The following is a 16,077-nucleotide window of genomic DNA, read 5'->3' as shown; positions in this document are numbered from 1 at the left end:
GATCGGCGCCGTGCTCATGGAGATTGAAGCACATTGGGAGTCAAGTCGTAAATTCATGGAGATGACTGCTTACCATGAATGGAGAAAAAACTGTTAGTCTAATCTCAGACAACGTAGATGGGATTTTACACATAAATATGGACTTGACCTCAAAAAGAGTCTAATTTAACTAATTACATGGAAATTCTCCAGTTAATTTTCTTCATTTTCCTGAAATAGAGCTAATTTCGCGAAATTAACGGGAGATTTTCCTGTTAATTGAGCATTTGACGTATAAACTGAGAAATTAACAGGAGTTTTTCCTGTTAGAAGATACGATTACTCAAAATACGATTAACCTTACACATACTCATTATCGAGCAAATCTGCAGATTCAAAAAAAGCATCCCCACCCACTTAGAACGTGGATTAGGAAGCTTCTTTATCGTACAATGAACCACCTACAACACCCTAAAAAGATCGTTCGCCAATGCCTCTGTTGTTAATTCTCTATTTTCTTCATTCATAACGTACAGCTTGATGCCTGGCAGCTCCTTTATCTTGTCAATTTCGGAATGGCTATCCAAGCAAATCGTCCCTATGATGAGATGCTGCGAGCTTGAAACCATGTCATAAACCATTTTCCGAAAAGGTACCGATAACATTTGCATGTAGCCAATTTCATCAATAACCGTTACCTTCTTCGTCTTCAAGGAATGTCTAATTGACGTTAGAGCTAAATTCTCAAAAGCTTCTAATTCAACGCCATATCTTCCTATTCTTATGGAACTTGTACTATCTACACTTGCTATTCTTTTGCTTACTCCATCCAATGTTACGCAGTTAAATCCAATACGATCCGTTTCGCTCCGTATTTCTTCCGTATAAAATCCTCCAACATGCTCAGCGCCTATTCGGTTAATAAGCTGTACAATGGCAGTCGATTTGCCTACTCGCGGCTTCCCAGTCAACAAAAAACATGTTTCCATATCATTCCCTCATTCGGCGGTGCAGCATATTTTCTGCTAGGGCATATAACAAACCCACAACCGCAAATATTATAATAGAGCTATTTCTATTCAACTCGTATCCCGAGACAAAATTATCATATAAATAATGAAACATATATACGCCCACCAATCCACCAAACAGGATATAGATTGAAGCCTTAATCATTAGTGATTTCACCAGCTTATGAACAACTAAAGAGATTGGCAGCAATGTAATCGGATAAAAAAGGAAGGCGTAAACAACCATCAGCAAAACGAACGTCAGCCCGATATTACGGAGACCATAATATTCGGTTGTCATAATTTTGCTCCCCTCGAATAATTCCAAGACCACCGCTGCCGCAACAAACAATATAATCATAAAAATCCAAAGAAAAAAATGTTTGACTATCTCCAATTAAACACCGCCTTGTTTGCTTAGATAAGTATTAAACGTTTATTTAATTTACAATGTTTCACAATTGCCTTATCTGTTTTATTATTTTGATGCTTCTCTCCCTTCACAAAAAAGCCCGCGCAGCGCACGGACTTCACAACGATCAGCCTTTATGGGACTAATATCATATTTTCACCTTCACTCTCCATTTTCCTTCCTCCCTAAAATTGCTGTTCTATCGATTTCCATAGGTTCGATAACTTGGAATAAAAACCGTGTATCGTTTAAATAATCTCTTATATACGCCTGAGCATACGGCTGTTCTGCAATTAAACTGGCTGTTTCTCTTGGGTCTGAGGCATGATGGCAATAATTCTCGATCATGAACATGACGAAAAAACATTCAAGCCTCTTAACATAGTCCGTTTCCAGCTTTCTTACACTCTCGTAGCCTTGCATAAACAGCCAGCGATGCTTCGGATAAAGCTCTAATAGCGAGCCTGCCATATCGTACAGAAAATAACCAAAACCGCATCTGCCAAAATCAATGGGATACGGCAGATCCTCGTTAAAAACGATGTTGCCGCTATGCAAATCCGCATGAATGAGTCCGTAGTTATCGCCGCTGCGTTCCATTACAGCCAGTTCCGATATGATTTTCTCAGCCGCTGCTTGATATGATCTCCATGCCTCTCCCGATAAAAAACATCCATAATACTGTTCCAGCTTAGCCATTTGATGACTAAAGCTCTCTGCTCCCCAAACAGGACGAACAAAATCAGAAGGCGGGACAAAATTTGCAGCCGCTTTGTGAAGCCTTCCCATCATGACACCCATAAGATGAACCGTATGATCCGAAAACTCCCCGCTAGCGTGCTCGCCATCTACCCATCGCATCAGAGTAACATACGGACGACGATAGCCGGCTTCCGTATCGATCTGCAAAACAGAAGCGCCGCTGCAGCTTGCCAGCGCTTCTGGCACATGCAAATCCTCCGATTTATTTAAGGCCTGAAGCAAAGCAAGCTCTGAACGAATTTCCTCTATGCTGAGTCGATCCGAATGAATTCGAAGCAAATATTTTTCCGCTGTATCTGTCTCAATTTTATACGTGATTGTGTCCGACAGCTGAATAAATCGAATGCTCACCCATTCCAAGTCATACTCTTGCAGTGCCGATAACGCAACTTTCCTCGCTCGAGCTAGCAGTGATATCCTATTCTCATCTGTATCAAAACGAAAAAAATCAATCATATATTATCTCCTTCAACGGCTATAACCACCATTTCATTGTTCTTGTCATTATAATGGCTATCATGCCGTGAACCTAAGTAATAAACATTTAGAAATCATTTAATACACAAAATCACTCTATTAACTGCTCACCGATAACAGAGGTTTGTGACTCCATATTTGTCCGTTAGTTATTCATCCATATTCATATAAAACTAACAAAAAAAAACGCCATTTCAGGAGCCGCCAACCCCATTCGAGGTAAGCAGTACTCCTTCTATTGACGTTTTCTATAAAACGAATGATGTTATGATAAATCAGCTTAATGCTTCGCCGCCATTTGCTTAAGCTCTGAAAGCAATTGATCAAGCTGAGCATATTCTTCTACCATCGTATGAATCTTCATATCCTGTGTTTCCATGCTGGCATGAACCTCTTCAACAGAAGCCATATTTTGTTCCGTAGTAGCTGCGATATTGAGCATTTCACTCGACATGCTCGCATAACGCTCATGCAGTTCATTGGCAGAGCTGCCAACTGAATCAGAATGCCTTTTCACAAGCTCCGTATTCTCGTTTATCTGATCAATAAGCTTCTCAACCTGCAAAGACACATCTCTGCTCGTCGTCACTGCTGCTTGGCCACTTTCAACTTGCGCGTGTACAGCACTGATTTGTGAACGAATACCCGTCAAAATTTCAGATATTTCATTCGTCGCCGCTCTCGCATTATCTGCAAGCTTGCGCACCTCGCCTGATACGACAGCAAAGCCTCTGCCGTGCTCGCCTGCGCGAGCTGCTTCAATCGCAGCATTAAGCGCAAGTAGATTCGTCTGCTCAGCAATCGTACTAATCGTTTCTACAATTGAGCTTACACGATCATTTTGCTCATTGAGTTCAATCATCATGTCCACGGTATGTGTAATGATAGAGCGAACACTTTCTACCTCTGACGATAACACAGCCATTTTCTCCCGATTGTTCTCCGTCAAATCTGCATTAACCGTAGAAAATTGCTTCAGTTGCTCCGTACCTTCCAAAAGCGTTTTAACCGAAGTATCAATGACCTGCGAGGATTCACTAATGTTCATAATAGTCCCTGTCTGCTTCTCGATCGCAGCCGACATTTCGGAGAACGTTGCTGTTACCTCTTTCGATATTTCTCCAGTGGAACGAACCGTCAGCTGCTGGCTGCTGCTGAACTCCGTTAATACAATAATAGAAGAGTTTAGTTTAGCGAGCAGCGCCTCTGCCATATCCTTAGAAGCTAAAGCTTCCCGCTGCTTGTCTGTTACCTGCCGCTGCAATTTGCCGCTGAAGCCGGCTGAGAATGCGAGCGCAACCGTAGCAAATAAGAGATACAAAAATAAATAAACAAGCGATTCATTTGGGAATAGCTTAGGCTGCAGCACAGGATCAAAAAATAAATATGTGCTTACTGCGGCTCCCAAAACACCTGTCAAAATAATCGGTCTATAGTCTGCGTAAAGAGTAATGATTGCGAGGTTTACATAAACTAAAAAGTACGTGCTCACAATAGGATTCGGATCCGATACGATTAATAAAGTAACGATAATGGTCAATATAAAGGGTACAAAAAATTTAATAGATTGTGTAAAAATGCCACGGTATGTCATGAAAGTAGCTGCACCGCACAAAAATATACCGACTCCCGCAAGAAGAAGAACCATCTTTGCATCAAGCCCAATAGCAAGATCTGTAACGATCCCGAGAGCAAGCAAACTCCACAGGATTTTTATTAACAATCGATTCCGTTTGTCTAGTTCTGTTAATTCTTTTTTCATGACATTTCCGCCTTTTCTGAGTTAACTCATGTTTTCATACGTTTAAACGGTACGTCCAGTTCCTCCTGCACCGTTTGCAGCCAAAACCGCTTCTTGCGGATAGACGAGCCATTGATAACTATTTTTGTTGCGATACATCTTTTCCATATCGAACAATACGGGAATGACGTCATCTCCCTTATAGAACACCTTCTCTCCTACTTTTTCTAATGGTACTTGATATGAAATGCGAAGTGCCCTCATAAATTTCGGCTCAAGCAACGAGACAAAATATTTCAGCTGCAGCTTCTCTGCTATGTAGACTGCCGACGAGAGCAAATCTGAGATATGCCTTCCTCTATAGGATCGGAGCAGTGCAATTTTGTCAATTTCAGCTACAGCGTCGCCTGCTTCAATAATTTTCGGATGCGTTTGAAACGGACCTGCATCGTTAATGGAGCTTGAAGTCAAGCAATAGGGCTTAATTTCAGATGTCCCTACATAATGTCCTTCCTCTGTCACAATGACGAATCTCTCAAGAGTGTTTTCAGAAAATTCAAGTTCAAAACCTTTCTCCATCCAGACGGTTGTCCAAATGCCGTTAAACATAGCCAGCTCCAGCTCATTCTCCACTCGTTTAAACATGATTTCTCTCCTCTATCTCTCTATTTTTGCGAGTTTCTACATAGGTGAAATAGGCAGGCAATTTTTTTATCGGAATAATTAACTCAATAATTAACCAATTTAAGAGAATAAATATATTATTTTTAAAAACTTTTCTAAAGCTTCTTCCAATTTTTCATCTTACTAAATATAAACGCCCTCCTTCTCAATCTTTTTATATAAATTATTCCATGCAATCGATTTACTCAACCGTTTATATCACATAATTCCTAGCAAGTAAGTGAGAAATCGAAACAAATCGTAGCATCGTCTCCCTTTAATTGTCAATAGTTTCCTTATTGATTTGTTTCAAAACGTTTGTTTTCGTTTATATATAACTAAGAAATTCAAACAACGTTGATCAACTTGATCGACAAATACAAATCGAGGAGAGATGACAAATGTCACGAGAAAACTCTAGTAACGGCGTATTGATTGGCGCAATTGTAGGAGGTGCTATCGGTGCTATTTCAGCTCTGCTGTTCGCACCAAAAACAGGTGCAAACCTGCGGGAGGATCTCTCCAACAAGTTCAAGACGATTAGCGAAAAGACAAAGGAAATTGTCACTACGGTGGGAAATAATACAAAGGATTTAGCTGCTGCCGTCGGACAAAACACGAAGGATATAGCAACTAATATCAAAGAGGAAGCTGGCGACTTGGTAGATCACGCCAAAAAATCAAATCAGCATATTATGGATTCCATTTCCTCTGCTAAAGATGATGTCAAGGATGGACTTGCAACAACTGGGAGGTAATGAAATGAAAGACGAGCTTGAATCAACTACAAATTCAATGGCACCTACAGAAGAAGAGATGATTAAGCTTGGCGAGGATATGGAGAACATGGAAACCAATGCACAAGTCATTGAGAATGGCATGGTACCCGATCCGGTTCAATAACAATAAGGCTTATAACAAAAACCCCCTTTCCATCAAGATGGAAAGGGGGTTTTTAATATATTAAAAATTAATAAAAGTGCTTTACATTCCAAATTCAGCGCTATGATCTGCGAGCAGTACCTTCAGCTTTTCAATCGCCCGCTTTTGTATGCGAGAAACGCTCATCTGCGATACGCCAAGCTGATCGGCTATATCACGCTGAGATTGACCATTATGATAAGCAAGAATAAGTACCTTCTTCTCCTCTGCTTTCAGTTGATCCATCGCCTCCTCCAAGTCTAGACGATTATCAACATTCTGATAATCGTCCTTGTCTGAGCCAATTAGATCGCCTATAGTAGCAGCGCTTTCCCCTTCGCTTGATAATGGAGTATCAAGCGATACATAATGATAGGATTCGCGGCAAGAAAGTATCTCTATCGTTTCTTCCACCGAAAGCCCCAAATGAACCGCAATTTCTTCCATTTTGGGCGAGTGGCCGAGCTCAACGGTTAAGTGATCGATGGCTTGCTGAATCAGCAAGCCTTTTTCCTTAATCCGTCTCGGCACCTGGATATACCAAGACTTGTCTCGCAAATAGTTTTTCAAATGCCCGATAATGCTCTTCATTGCATATCCCTCAAATGGGATTTCACGCGAGCTGTCATACTGCCTAAATAAACGCAGCATAGACAACTGACCGACTTGGTATAAATCCTCATAGAGATCTGGTCTGCTGCGCGACATCTTTGCAGCTGCCATCTTCACAATGGGCTCAAAATGCTGCAGCAATACGGTTGCAACTTCATTACAATTCGATTGCTGATACAATTTTATTTTTTCAATCATATGTTCTGGATCCAGGAAGGATGAATTTGCGTTCATGCCATCTCCTCTTTCCTACCAAATAGCTTGGTCAAAATTACCTCAGTGCCTCTCTCAGAAAACACTTCCACTTTATCCATCAATGCATGCATCATAAACAGCCCAAGTCCGCCAGCCGTTACTTCACTTAGTTCTTTATTGTGCAGAGACTCGGTTTTACTTGCGGATGGCTCATATTTAAAGCTCGTACCCTCGTCCTTAATGCGAATAGAAAGCCCTTCTTCCTCAAGCTCAAAGCTAATATCCACTACACCAGGCTGGCTATTGCTGTATGCATGGAGTACAACGTTCGTACAAGCCTCGGTTACAGCAACCTTCATATCTTCAATTTCCTCATAGGAAAAACCTGCTTTGTTCGCAACGCCAAATAATGTAAGTCTAACAATATCAATAAATTCTGCTCTCGCCGGAATCGATAAACGAATGAATGAGTTCATAGTCGCTTCTGTCCTCTCTTCTATGTTCCTATTATAGCTTATATTTTCTTAACTTTATTCCATATCCTTATTGTGGAAATCGCACCATCATATATCGTACTTATTAAGCTAGGTTCAGACGCTGATTTCTTCTTGCCTTCACCTTTTATCGAAGCAACTACGCTTGCTGCCGATTCCTTAGCCGCTCCAGTAAATGAGTGTAAGGCGTGACCAAGATCATTGACGGATGCGAACAACACATCGAGCGAGCTTAGCTTCGTTCGTACATCAAGTGTCATTGCATTCGTATTATGAATGGCCTCCTTCACCTCAACACTAATTTGAGTCACTTCTGTTCGCAGCGAGCCAACGGTTTGCCTCATTTCATCAAGTGCACCTCGCAATACTTTCAACGTTTGAATTAGTGAATACAAGAGAACAAGAAAAGCAATCGCTATAACCGCAATACTGATTTGCATAAGTAGATCCATCAGTCATCACTTCCTTTTTTTCATTACATACCCGCTATTTCATTCTTTGAAACAAAAAGCGGTTTTTCTCATATAAGAGGCAGGAATATTCTATGCACTCATTCATGCTATAATAAAGAGAGACTGTTACTAGAATTCTTTCATATAAAGGAGTTTATTCTATTGGGTAATTTACGTTTCAAAATCCGCTCAAAGATTTTACTCGGCTATTTTCTGATCATACTCTGCTTGGGCGTTTCCATCCTTGTCGTCAGCGAGAGAATATCATCCTTGCAAACAGAAATTGAATCAATTACAAGTCGAGACATCGAAGTGCATAATCTGATTACCAGTATTCGCTATAATGTCGTAAGCATGGAGACTAGCCAGCGTGGTTATGTGATTACGGGCAATGACCTTTATTTAGAGCCCTATATTCGTGGAAAAAGCGAATGGGAAGCCAACTATAACGCACTGTACCAGTATTTGTCCGATAATCCAACTACTCTCAAAAGTATGGAAGAAATAAAACTGACCATACAAAATTGGATCGAAATTGCCGGTGAGCCTACTTTAACCATGCGCAAAAATAACGATACGCAAGGTATTATTGATTTCTATAATGACGATATTGGAAAAGACCAAATTGATTCTCTTCGGATACAGTTAGAAACCTTGCGACAGAATGAAATCACTTCAACGAAAGAGCATATTGCTGAATTGGAAAATCGAAATGACATACTCATTATTAGCTTGTATCTCATGCTGCTTATTGTGTCAGTTATTGCTTTCATCATCGTTTCATTTGTTTCCGGCGCAATCGTCAAAACGATCCAACAGGTTGTGAAGACGATAAACGATATCGCATCCTCCGGAGGAGATTTATCCACTCGTATTAAAGTAAATACACGAGATGAAATTAAAGATCTCACTGAAGCTACCAATAGTTTGCTTGATAATATAAACGACCAAGATTGGATCAAAACAAAAGTTGCCGAGGTGGCAACGATGAATCAAGGCATTAATGATACATCAACGCTAGCAGATTCTTTTCTCACGAAGCTTGCTCCAATTCTAGGTGCAGCCTATGGCTTATTTTATCTCCGCCAAGGTGCAGGCGAGCAGCAGAGACTTGTGAAAATGGCTTCCTATGCAGCCCATGGCGATCAGTCAGGACTAGAAAGCTTCCGATTGGGCGAAGGCCTTATCGGTCAAGCGGCAGTGGAGAAACGTACGTTTTTGTTGAACACGGCTCCAGAGCATCGAATTAACTTAACCTCGGGTCTTGGAACGCTTCAACCTAAGAGCATCCTAATCGTGCCTTTCGAGTATGAAGGCAAAGTAGTAGCTGTCGTTGAATTTGCTTCCACCGAGTCGTTCACTTCTCAGCACCTAAAGCTGCTTGAGCAAATCGATACTCATTTTGGCGTTGCGATTAACAGCGTTGTTGGCCGAATGGAAATCGAGAGGCTGCTTAGCGAATCGCAAGTGATGACGGAGGAGCTTCAGACGCAAACCGAGGAGCTGCAGACACAGTCTGAAGAGCTTCAGATGCAGCAAGAGGAAATGCGCATGACTACCGAGCATTTAGAGGAACAGAATCTATTTGCCGAACAGAAAACAAAGGAATTGGAAAAAGCAAAAGAAGAGCTCGAGGCCTATTCGGAGCAGCTTAAACAAAGCTCGCAGTACAAATCCAATTTCTTGGCTAATATGTCGCATGAGCTTCGTACTCCATTAAACAGCATCTTAATTCTCTCTCAGCTCCTTGCGGAAAATGAGAACCATACGCTTAATTCGGATGAAGAAGGGTATGCTAAAGTCATTAATACATCCGGTAAAGATCTATTAACACTAATAGATGACATTCTTGATTTGTCTAAAGTCGAGGCCGGAAAGCTCATCTTGACGATGGATGAAGTAAACGTAAGTGAAATTCCTGAACATATGAAGCTGCTATTCCAACCTGTCGCTGAGCAGAAAGAAATAGCTTTCCATATTAACGTCAATGCTAATGTCCCTCAATTGCTTTATACAGATGGTCAGCGGCTGCAGCAAATTTTGAAAAATCTACTGTCCAATGCTTTTAAATTTACGGAAAAAGGATCAGTTACTCTCGACATCCAAAAGGCTGGCTCGCATGAAGTACAAAAACTTGTACCAGCACATATAAATAAAGACGTTTTGGCCATATCTGTGACCGACACCGGAATAGGCATTCCACTGGATAAACAGCAGCTAATATTTGAAGCGTTCCAGCAGGTCGATGGCGAAACGAATCGTCAATATGGCGGAACAGGATTAGGTTTATCCATTTGCAATGAATTTACTAAGCTTCTGGGCGGCAGTATCGTCCTTGAAAGCTCGCCAAAAAAAGGGAGTACTTTTACTCTCTATGTACCAAGTCTGCCTGATATGGAGAAAGAACAGCTTGTATCCCTTAATCAAGAGGTTGCAGCAGCTTCAGAAACTGTGGTCATCGATGCCGCACCTGATATTTCCGATCATACGATTTCCGATTTATCGGAAGATGAATGCACTCTATTTAAAGGGAAAAAGGTGCTGCTCGTCGAGGATGATTCCCGTAATGTATTCGCTCTCGTCAAAGCGCTTGAGAACAAAGCATTTAACGTAACCGTAGCAAGCAATGGTAGACAATGTTTGGACATTATAAAAGAACAATCCGACTTCGATATTGTTCTCATGGACATTATGATGCCAATTATGGATGGATTTGAAACGATGAAAATCATACGTCAGGATACCGAAATGAAGGATACGCCAATTATTGCGCTTACGGCGAAAGCGATGAAAAGCGATCGCGACAAATGTTTAGAAGCCGGTGCTTCCGATTATATTAGCAAACCTCTAAATATGGACCAGCTTTTCTCGCTCATGCGGGTATGGTTGACGAAGCAGGTGGGCAATTGACCAGTCAAGGAAATGAAGAAGCTGTAGATTATAATGAATTAACGCTCGATGATCTGGAACGAATCGAAATCGATTTGTTATTGGACGGTATTTACCGCGTCTATGGTTATGACTTCCGCAATTACTTGCGTTCATCGCTTCGCAGACGCATTACGCATCGAATGAATCTTGAAGGCTTGCCCACGATCACCTCTCTCCTTGAGAAGGTGCTCCATGAGCCTGGATTTATTCATATATTGCTTAATGATTTCTCCATACGAGTAACGGAAATGTTCCGTGATCCAAATTTCTTTGCTGCGTTCCGCAAGGATGTTATTCCTTTTCTTAGGAACCTTCCTGAAATTCGCATTTGGCATGCGGGCTGTGCGACTGGAGAAGAGGTTTATTCGATGGCTATCCTGCTCCAAGAGGAGGGCTTGCTGGATAAAGCGAAGATTTATGCAACGGATATGAATGAGCATGTTATCGAGAGTGCAAAACAAGGGAAGTTCCCGCTCAAACGAATGCAAGGATTCACCAAAAATTACTTGCAGGCTGGCGGTACAAAAGAATTTTCCTCTTATTATACGACTGATTATGAGCATGCCTTATTCCATCCTTATATCAAAGAAAATATGATGTTTGCCCAGCATAACTTGGCAACGGATCGTTCTTTCAATGAGTTTCATGTTATTTTGTGCCGGAACGTTCTCATTTATTTTGACCCGGATCTGCAAAGCCGTGTTCATTCTTTGTTTTTTGAAAGCCTCGCTCTACAAGGCTTCTTGGCACTAGGCAATATGGAATCATTAATCTCGGTTCATAAAATCAAATACGAGGATTTTAATCAGTCAGAACGAATTTTCCGCAAAATAAGTAATTAGCTAAAGCTGCTTCAGCTCACGAAACAAATAAGAGCCAAAATCCTTTCCTAAGGATTTTGGCTCTTTTCGTTTTAACGTATGGATGATTTCGTTTGTCTCCTATCGGCTAATCGAAACCGAACCTGCTGCTTTAATCGAGGCGCTAATCGTTAATTTTTTCGCTAGGCATTGAAGCTCCTCCGCCGTTCCCTCGAATGGCTTGAGAGCAAGGCATAATTGCAATAAAGCAGCTTTTGCTGCCTCTTCAGCGAGATATGCATCTTGCAAAATAAAGTGAGCAACCTGATAGGCGTATGGCTCAACTCCTTTTAATTGCTGGAGCTTGCAAGGTGTTAGAATGGCTCTGCTCATAACATTTCCTCATCCATTTATTTTTCCGACAATTTCCATATTATTTAAATGTAAATTCTCCTTTAATTCTTCTGGTGTTTGCTTGCCATTGCCGATTTCAACAACACGGCCAGTATAGAGTAACTCCCCTGTTGCAAGATCGAGCACAGATGCTCCGGCAACATCTGCATGTTGAGTCATAACGTATACACGATTTGAGTTAATCAACAGAAATTTGATCTCGTCTACGTTCAACTGCTCTGCGGATAATTTGGCATAAGCTTGCTCGAATTTATTAGTTGATAAATGATACCGCGATAAGGTGATGTGTTCAGGTCCACTTTTTGCTACATAATACTCATCGCCTTGCAGGCTCGTCCACGCTTCCTTAATCACTAAATTAGTCAATTCAGTCATTAAGCCCGTACGGTAGGAATAGGCAAAATATTTCTCGCTTAGCGTTTCTGGTACCTTGTTCGCTTCTCGATCTTCTTGGCTAATTTTCTCTTCCCTTACAATAAAGATTATTTTCTCGAAAGGAGAACTGTATTGGCCACTTGAATCCCCCATATGCCCAATTTGGATTTGAACATCTTTTTTATTACTTGTGGACTTGATGCCCAGTGACTCGATGTTCGTATTACGCAGCAGCTTCCCGCTTTTCATATCGATGACAAATATCTCGTACCTGCTGCTCTCATTGTCGTAATCATATGTACTGACGAGCAAATGAATCTCTTCATCTACCTTTTGAACATCCACTAAATTCATATAATTATTGCTGAAATTGTTCACTCTTGTCGTTTTCACAGCTTTCGGCAGCTCATAAGTCACTTTAAGTTTCGATACTTTGTCTGTTGATTCTTCAAGCAGCTGCAGCTGAAATACCGCAATTGCGGCTTCTGAGCCCTTTTTTTCTGCTTTAACTTCTGCATAGACAACCCACTCCTCGTCTCTGTAAAAGCCTTGTGCATTAAGTTTACCCCGCATAAATGACTTATGATCTTTTATCATTTGCTTAATGTCAGGCTGCTTATAGAACCATGAGTCTCCGCTAAGCACATTTTTACGCATATTTTCGTTCGACCTGTAATATTCGCTTCCTTTGAAATTAATATTTAGAGCTTCGGAGCGTCTCTCTAAATATTGAGAGCCTGATAATTCGATAACAGCGCCTTCCTTGGCATCGCCTTGTATCGTTTCCAGCTTATAATCAGGCAAGAAATCTAATCTGCCATATGAATAATAAGTGGCTATTCCGCTTACAACGAGCACAACCATTAAGATCGATAACCAATAACGTCTCATGAACATTCTCCTTACACCGTAATCTTTTTGGCCATCAGCCGCATGCCGAGCCACACCGAAATGCCGAGCACAAGAATGCACAGGGTTAGCCCAAGCGCAAATATTTCATAGGGATACAAATAACTATAGTACTGATCCATATACAAAAATAAAAATGGAGCTGCCACAACGAACACACAACCGGCCAAATAAAGCACGCCATACAAAATGCCTAAACGGCGATAGCTTCGCTCCAGCAAAATGGCAGTAAACACAGCGACTACAACGATGGCTCCAAAGCCGTATAAATAAACAAACTGTTCAAACTGCTGCGGAATAAGCCATACAAGTGCTTGATTGCTGATGATCGCTTCAACGATATGGGAGTCTATTCGCTGATCAGCCGGAACGATGAGGTTGAATACGATATGCTGAATCGGGAGCAATAGTAATTGAAACGAAATAAACGCAAGAACGAACAGGAGAAATGCCGATATTTTGGCTAAATAAAGATTCCTTCTAGCCGTTGGCAGCATAAGCAATCGATATACAAAAGTAGAACGACCAAACCAATCACGGTACCAGATAACAAAAACATATAAGGCAAGTACACCTATACAAAGGAACATCGGCAAAATATAACCCATCTGCGAGCTGAAAATGGCCCATTCAAACGATAAATATTGAGGAGAAAAACCACCCAGGAGACTTTTGTCTACAGTCTCTAACAACAGCTTTTCTCGAAATGACAATTCTTTGGTCGTCGCCCAAATGAGCGAAGCAAATTGGGTAATCGCAACAATTGCCATTAGAATAGCGAGCACCCAGCGGAAACGATGTACTTCCATATGAACAAGCTTCAAATAACGGTTCATCCTCGGTACACCTCTCTCATCACATCAATGACTGATTTCCCTTGCTCGCTGCGCATTTCTTCGCAGTAGAACTCTCGGTTAATTTTTCCGTTCTGCAATAATATAGCTTTATCAATGAGCTGCTCCATCTCTCCGATTTCATGCGTTGTGAGCAAAACGCCACGCCCCTCAATCAATTCACTCGTAAACACGTCCACTATCGTTTCTCTGCTGAACAAGTCAATGCCGGAAAACGGTTCGTCCATTAAGATATAATCAGCATCTTGTCCTAACCCCAGCATGAGATTGAATTTAGCGGCTGTTCCTTTCGACAGGTTCCCGATTTTATCCGAATACTCCAGCTTAAAAAACTGCATGAGCTCACTTGCGCGTTTTGGATTCCAGCTTTCATAAAAGTCAGCCATAAACCTGATCGCTTCGGATATTTTCATGCTGGTTGGCATCGTCAAATGATCGGGCACGAACGCTATTTTCTCATACAAGCTTGGACTTAAAAGTTGTTCATCAATAAGGATCGAGCCTGTTGATATTGGAGTCAGTCCCATGATTGCCTTCAGAATTGTTGACTTACCGGCTCCATTCACGCCGATAAGGCAAGCGATTTCTCCCTTTTGCACGGTAAAAGAAACGCCATTCAGAACATCGCGGCGTCGATACCGCTTATGCATATCTTTTACCTCAATCATGCTCCGGCTCACCTTCCTCATATTTGTTTTTAACCAGCTGCAGCAGCTCTTCGATAGGTACATCAATTTTGCGCACCGACGCCACAAAAGCACCTACCGCCTCGCCAATGAGCTCCGATCTTATTTGATTCAGCAGTTCTTTATCATTCGTAATTCGGCTAGGTGAGTTTCCTTCCGTAATAATCAATTGCTGCTCCTCCATTTCCTTATACGCTTTCTGTACCGTATTGGGATTAATTTTCATAAGCGTGCCCAGCTCCCTTCTCGAGGGAGTTTCCTGGCCAGCGGCAAGCTTGCCCGTTGCGATTCGTTCTTTAAAATGACGGACCACCTGCAAATAAACAGGGTCCCGATTATTGAACGCAACTTCCGTCCAGCCTTCGATCGTGTTCATAGTCATACCTCACATTCATCGCAAATGTGTATTACGCGCGTAATACACTTTATAAGCGTATTATGCATGTAATACACTTGGAAGTCAATGGGAAATTATCCAGCAGCTCTAGATCAGAATCAAAAAAAAAGCGGTGCAGGAATTATTCCTGCACCGCTTTTTTTGATGTTTTTGTAACCTTAATCTCACTAATCCTCTGCTGCTGCATCCAAATATTTGGTTAGGACGACTTCCGTTCCATTCTCCAATGGATGAACTTCTACCTCGTCCATCAGCGCCTGCATTAAATAAATGCCTAGGCCGCCAACACGAAGCCCGCTAACATCCGCATCTGGGAGCGGAGCTGCTTTATCGAGTGCATCCGATAAAGGGAAAGCTGATCCACTGTTCTTTACTTTGATCGTTAATCCCGTTTCAGTTGGTTCAAAGGAAACGTCGATAACCTCTTGCTCGGAGTTCTGAACGCCATGAATAACTGCGTTGTTGCAGGCTTCAGAAACAGCCACCTTCATATCTTCCATTTCTTCATATGCATAACTCATCTTTGAGGCAATTCCGAATAGACAGATTCTGACCAGATCGATATAGTCCGCATGGGCCGGTATTTGTAAACGAATGGCATTCATGCTTGGGCCTCTGTCCCTTCTATTAAATATCTGGAAATGCCTGTGATGTCAAACAGACGCTTAACCGCGGAAGGAATATCCCGCACGAAAAACGGTGCTTTTAGCTCATCACGAAGTTTTAGCACCGAAACGATAATGCCGATTCCGGTACTGTCGATATATTTTAAATGTTTAAGATTTAGAATCAATGCTTTATCTTCGCGGTTCATAACCGGCTCCAGAGCTGCCCGCAGCTGCGGCACTACAGATAAGTCCAACTCTCCGCTTACATGAAGAATAATTTGATTTTGTGTCTCTTCTTGCTTGACTTGAAATTGCTCAGCTTTCATTCCATTCACTCCGCTCACTTTTGTTTAATAAATAGTATCAAGATCCTTCTCCTTGTACA

At 41.5% G+C, this 16,077-nt stretch carries 19 protein-coding genes; 4 read left to right on the top strand and 15 right to left on the bottom strand.

Annotated elements, in window-relative coordinates; all coding sequences use genetic code 11:
- Window positions 1-440: 440 nt before the first annotated feature.
- From AC1DOV_RS32440 to AC1DOV_RS32420, 5 genes are all read right to left on the bottom strand, one after another.
- Complete coding sequence (locus tag AC1DOV_RS32440) at window positions 441-968, bottom strand: nucleoside-triphosphatase (RefSeq protein ID WP_477551979.1); 528 nt, start codon at window positions 966-968, stop codon at window positions 441-443.
- Window position 969: 1 nt separating this feature from the next.
- Complete coding sequence (locus AC1DOV_RS32435) at window positions 970-1,386, bottom strand: hypothetical protein (RefSeq protein WP_076269040.1); 417 nt, start codon at window positions 1,384-1,386, stop codon at window positions 970-972.
- 177 nt (window positions 1,387-1,563) lie between these two features.
- Window positions 1,564-2,619: a phosphotransferase enzyme family protein gene (locus AC1DOV_RS32430; RefSeq protein ID WP_477510660.1), complete on the bottom strand. Its 1,056-nt coding sequence runs from the start codon at window positions 2,617-2,619 to the stop codon at window positions 1,564-1,566.
- Between the two features lie 301 nt (window positions 2,620-2,920).
- Window positions 2,921-4,402, bottom strand: a complete 1,482-nt coding sequence (locus AC1DOV_RS32425) for a methyl-accepting chemotaxis protein (RefSeq protein ID WP_076269042.1) — start codon at window positions 4,400-4,402, stop codon at window positions 2,921-2,923.
- A 42-nt stretch (window positions 4,403-4,444) separates the two neighbouring features.
- On the bottom strand, window positions 4,445-5,026 hold the full coding sequence (locus tag AC1DOV_RS32420) for a GNAT family N-acetyltransferase (RefSeq protein WP_477510662.1): 582 nt from the start codon (window positions 5,024-5,026) through the stop codon (window positions 4,445-4,447).
- A 419-nt stretch (window positions 5,027-5,445) separates the two neighbouring features.
- On the opposite strand from AC1DOV_RS32420, the gene AC1DOV_RS32415 reads away from it, so the two are divergent.
- Window positions 5,446-5,802: a YtxH domain-containing protein gene (locus AC1DOV_RS32415; protein ID WP_477551978.1), complete on the top strand. Its 357-nt coding sequence runs from the start codon at window positions 5,446-5,448 to the stop codon at window positions 5,800-5,802.
- A gap of 4 nt (window positions 5,803-5,806) precedes the next feature.
- Window positions 5,807-5,947 carry a hypothetical protein gene (locus tag AC1DOV_RS32410; RefSeq protein WP_339204731.1) on the top strand — a complete coding sequence of 47 codons (141 nt, stop codon included), beginning with the start codon at window positions 5,807-5,809 and terminating at the stop codon, window positions 5,945-5,947.
- Window positions 5,948-6,028: 81 nt separating this feature from the next.
- Here the strand turns inward: AC1DOV_RS32410 and AC1DOV_RS32405 are convergent, their stop codons facing one another.
- The 3 genes from AC1DOV_RS32405 to AC1DOV_RS32395 are packed head-to-tail and all read right to left on the bottom strand — an operon-like array spanning window position 6,029 to window position 7,718.
- The gene (locus tag AC1DOV_RS32405; RefSeq protein WP_339204732.1) at window positions 6,029-6,811 is read right to left on the bottom strand and encodes a sigma-70 family RNA polymerase sigma factor; all 783 of its coding nucleotides are present in this window, start codon (window positions 6,809-6,811) and stop codon (window positions 6,029-6,031) included.
- The gene (gene rsbW / locus AC1DOV_RS32400) at window positions 6,808-7,248 is read right to left on the bottom strand and encodes an anti-sigma B factor RsbW (protein ID WP_076269046.1); all 441 of its coding nucleotides are present in this window, start codon (window positions 7,246-7,248) and stop codon (window positions 6,808-6,810) included. The genes AC1DOV_RS32405 and rsbW (AC1DOV_RS32400) overlap by 4 nt, the downstream gene beginning before the upstream one ends.
- Window positions 7,249-7,286: 38 nt before the next feature.
- Window positions 7,287-7,718, bottom strand: a complete 432-nt coding sequence (locus tag AC1DOV_RS32395; protein ID WP_477551977.1) for a DUF948 domain-containing protein — start codon at window positions 7,716-7,718, stop codon at window positions 7,287-7,289.
- 162 nt (window positions 7,719-7,880) lie between these two features.
- Between AC1DOV_RS32395 and AC1DOV_RS32390 the strand changes: the two genes are divergently transcribed.
- Together AC1DOV_RS32390 and AC1DOV_RS32385 are read left to right on the top strand one after the other, a co-directional pair.
- Window positions 7,881-10,628, top strand: a complete 2,748-nt coding sequence (locus tag AC1DOV_RS32390) for a response regulator (protein ID WP_477551976.1) — start codon at window positions 7,881-7,883, stop codon at window positions 10,626-10,628.
- Window positions 10,601-11,491, top strand: coding sequence for a CheR family methyltransferase (locus tag AC1DOV_RS32385; protein ID WP_477510664.1), 891 nt, complete (start codon window positions 10,601-10,603; stop codon window positions 11,489-11,491). The genes AC1DOV_RS32390 and AC1DOV_RS32385 overlap by 28 nt, the downstream gene beginning before the upstream one ends.
- A 99-nt stretch (window positions 11,492-11,590) precedes the next feature.
- Here the strand turns inward: AC1DOV_RS32385 and AC1DOV_RS32380 are convergent, their stop codons facing one another.
- From AC1DOV_RS32380 to AC1DOV_RS32350, 7 genes are all read right to left on the bottom strand, one after another.
- Window positions 11,591-11,842 (bottom strand): hypothetical protein, encoded by a 252-nt coding sequence (locus tag AC1DOV_RS32380; RefSeq protein ID WP_430059564.1) that lies wholly within the window; start codon window positions 11,840-11,842, stop codon window positions 11,591-11,593.
- Between the two features lie 9 nt (window positions 11,843-11,851).
- Window positions 11,852-13,129 (bottom strand): hypothetical protein, encoded by a 1,278-nt coding sequence (locus tag AC1DOV_RS32375; protein WP_477551975.1) that lies wholly within the window; start codon window positions 13,127-13,129, stop codon window positions 11,852-11,854.
- Window positions 13,130-13,140: 11 nt separating this feature from the next.
- Window positions 13,141-13,983 carry a hypothetical protein gene (locus AC1DOV_RS32370; protein WP_339204738.1) on the bottom strand — a complete coding sequence of 281 codons (843 nt, stop codon included), beginning with the start codon at window positions 13,981-13,983 and terminating at the stop codon, window positions 13,141-13,143.
- Window positions 13,980-14,669 (bottom strand): ATP-binding cassette domain-containing protein, encoded by a 690-nt coding sequence (locus AC1DOV_RS32365; RefSeq protein WP_477551974.1) that lies wholly within the window; start codon window positions 14,667-14,669, stop codon window positions 13,980-13,982. The genes AC1DOV_RS32370 and AC1DOV_RS32365 overlap by 4 nt, the downstream gene beginning before the upstream one ends.
- Complete coding sequence (locus tag AC1DOV_RS32360) at window positions 14,662-15,063, bottom strand: GntR family transcriptional regulator (protein ID WP_076269054.1); 402 nt, start codon at window positions 15,061-15,063, stop codon at window positions 14,662-14,664. Before AC1DOV_RS32360 ends, AC1DOV_RS32365 begins: the two co-directional genes overlap by 8 nt.
- 188 nt (window positions 15,064-15,251) lie before the next feature.
- Window positions 15,252-15,689: an anti-sigma B factor RsbW gene (gene rsbW, locus AC1DOV_RS32355; RefSeq protein WP_477551973.1), complete on the bottom strand. Its 438-nt coding sequence runs from the start codon at window positions 15,687-15,689 to the stop codon at window positions 15,252-15,254.
- Entirely contained in the window at window positions 15,686-16,018 is a 333-nt protein-coding gene (locus AC1DOV_RS32350; RefSeq protein WP_076269057.1) for an STAS domain-containing protein, read from the bottom strand. The genes rsbW (AC1DOV_RS32355) and AC1DOV_RS32350 overlap by 4 nt, the downstream gene beginning before the upstream one ends.
- Between the last annotated feature and the right edge of the window lie 59 nt (window positions 16,019-16,077).

It is taken from the genome of Paenibacillus sp. 01T47 (genome assembly GCF_056398245.1).
This window is presented reverse-complemented; position numbering and strand designations above follow the sequence as displayed.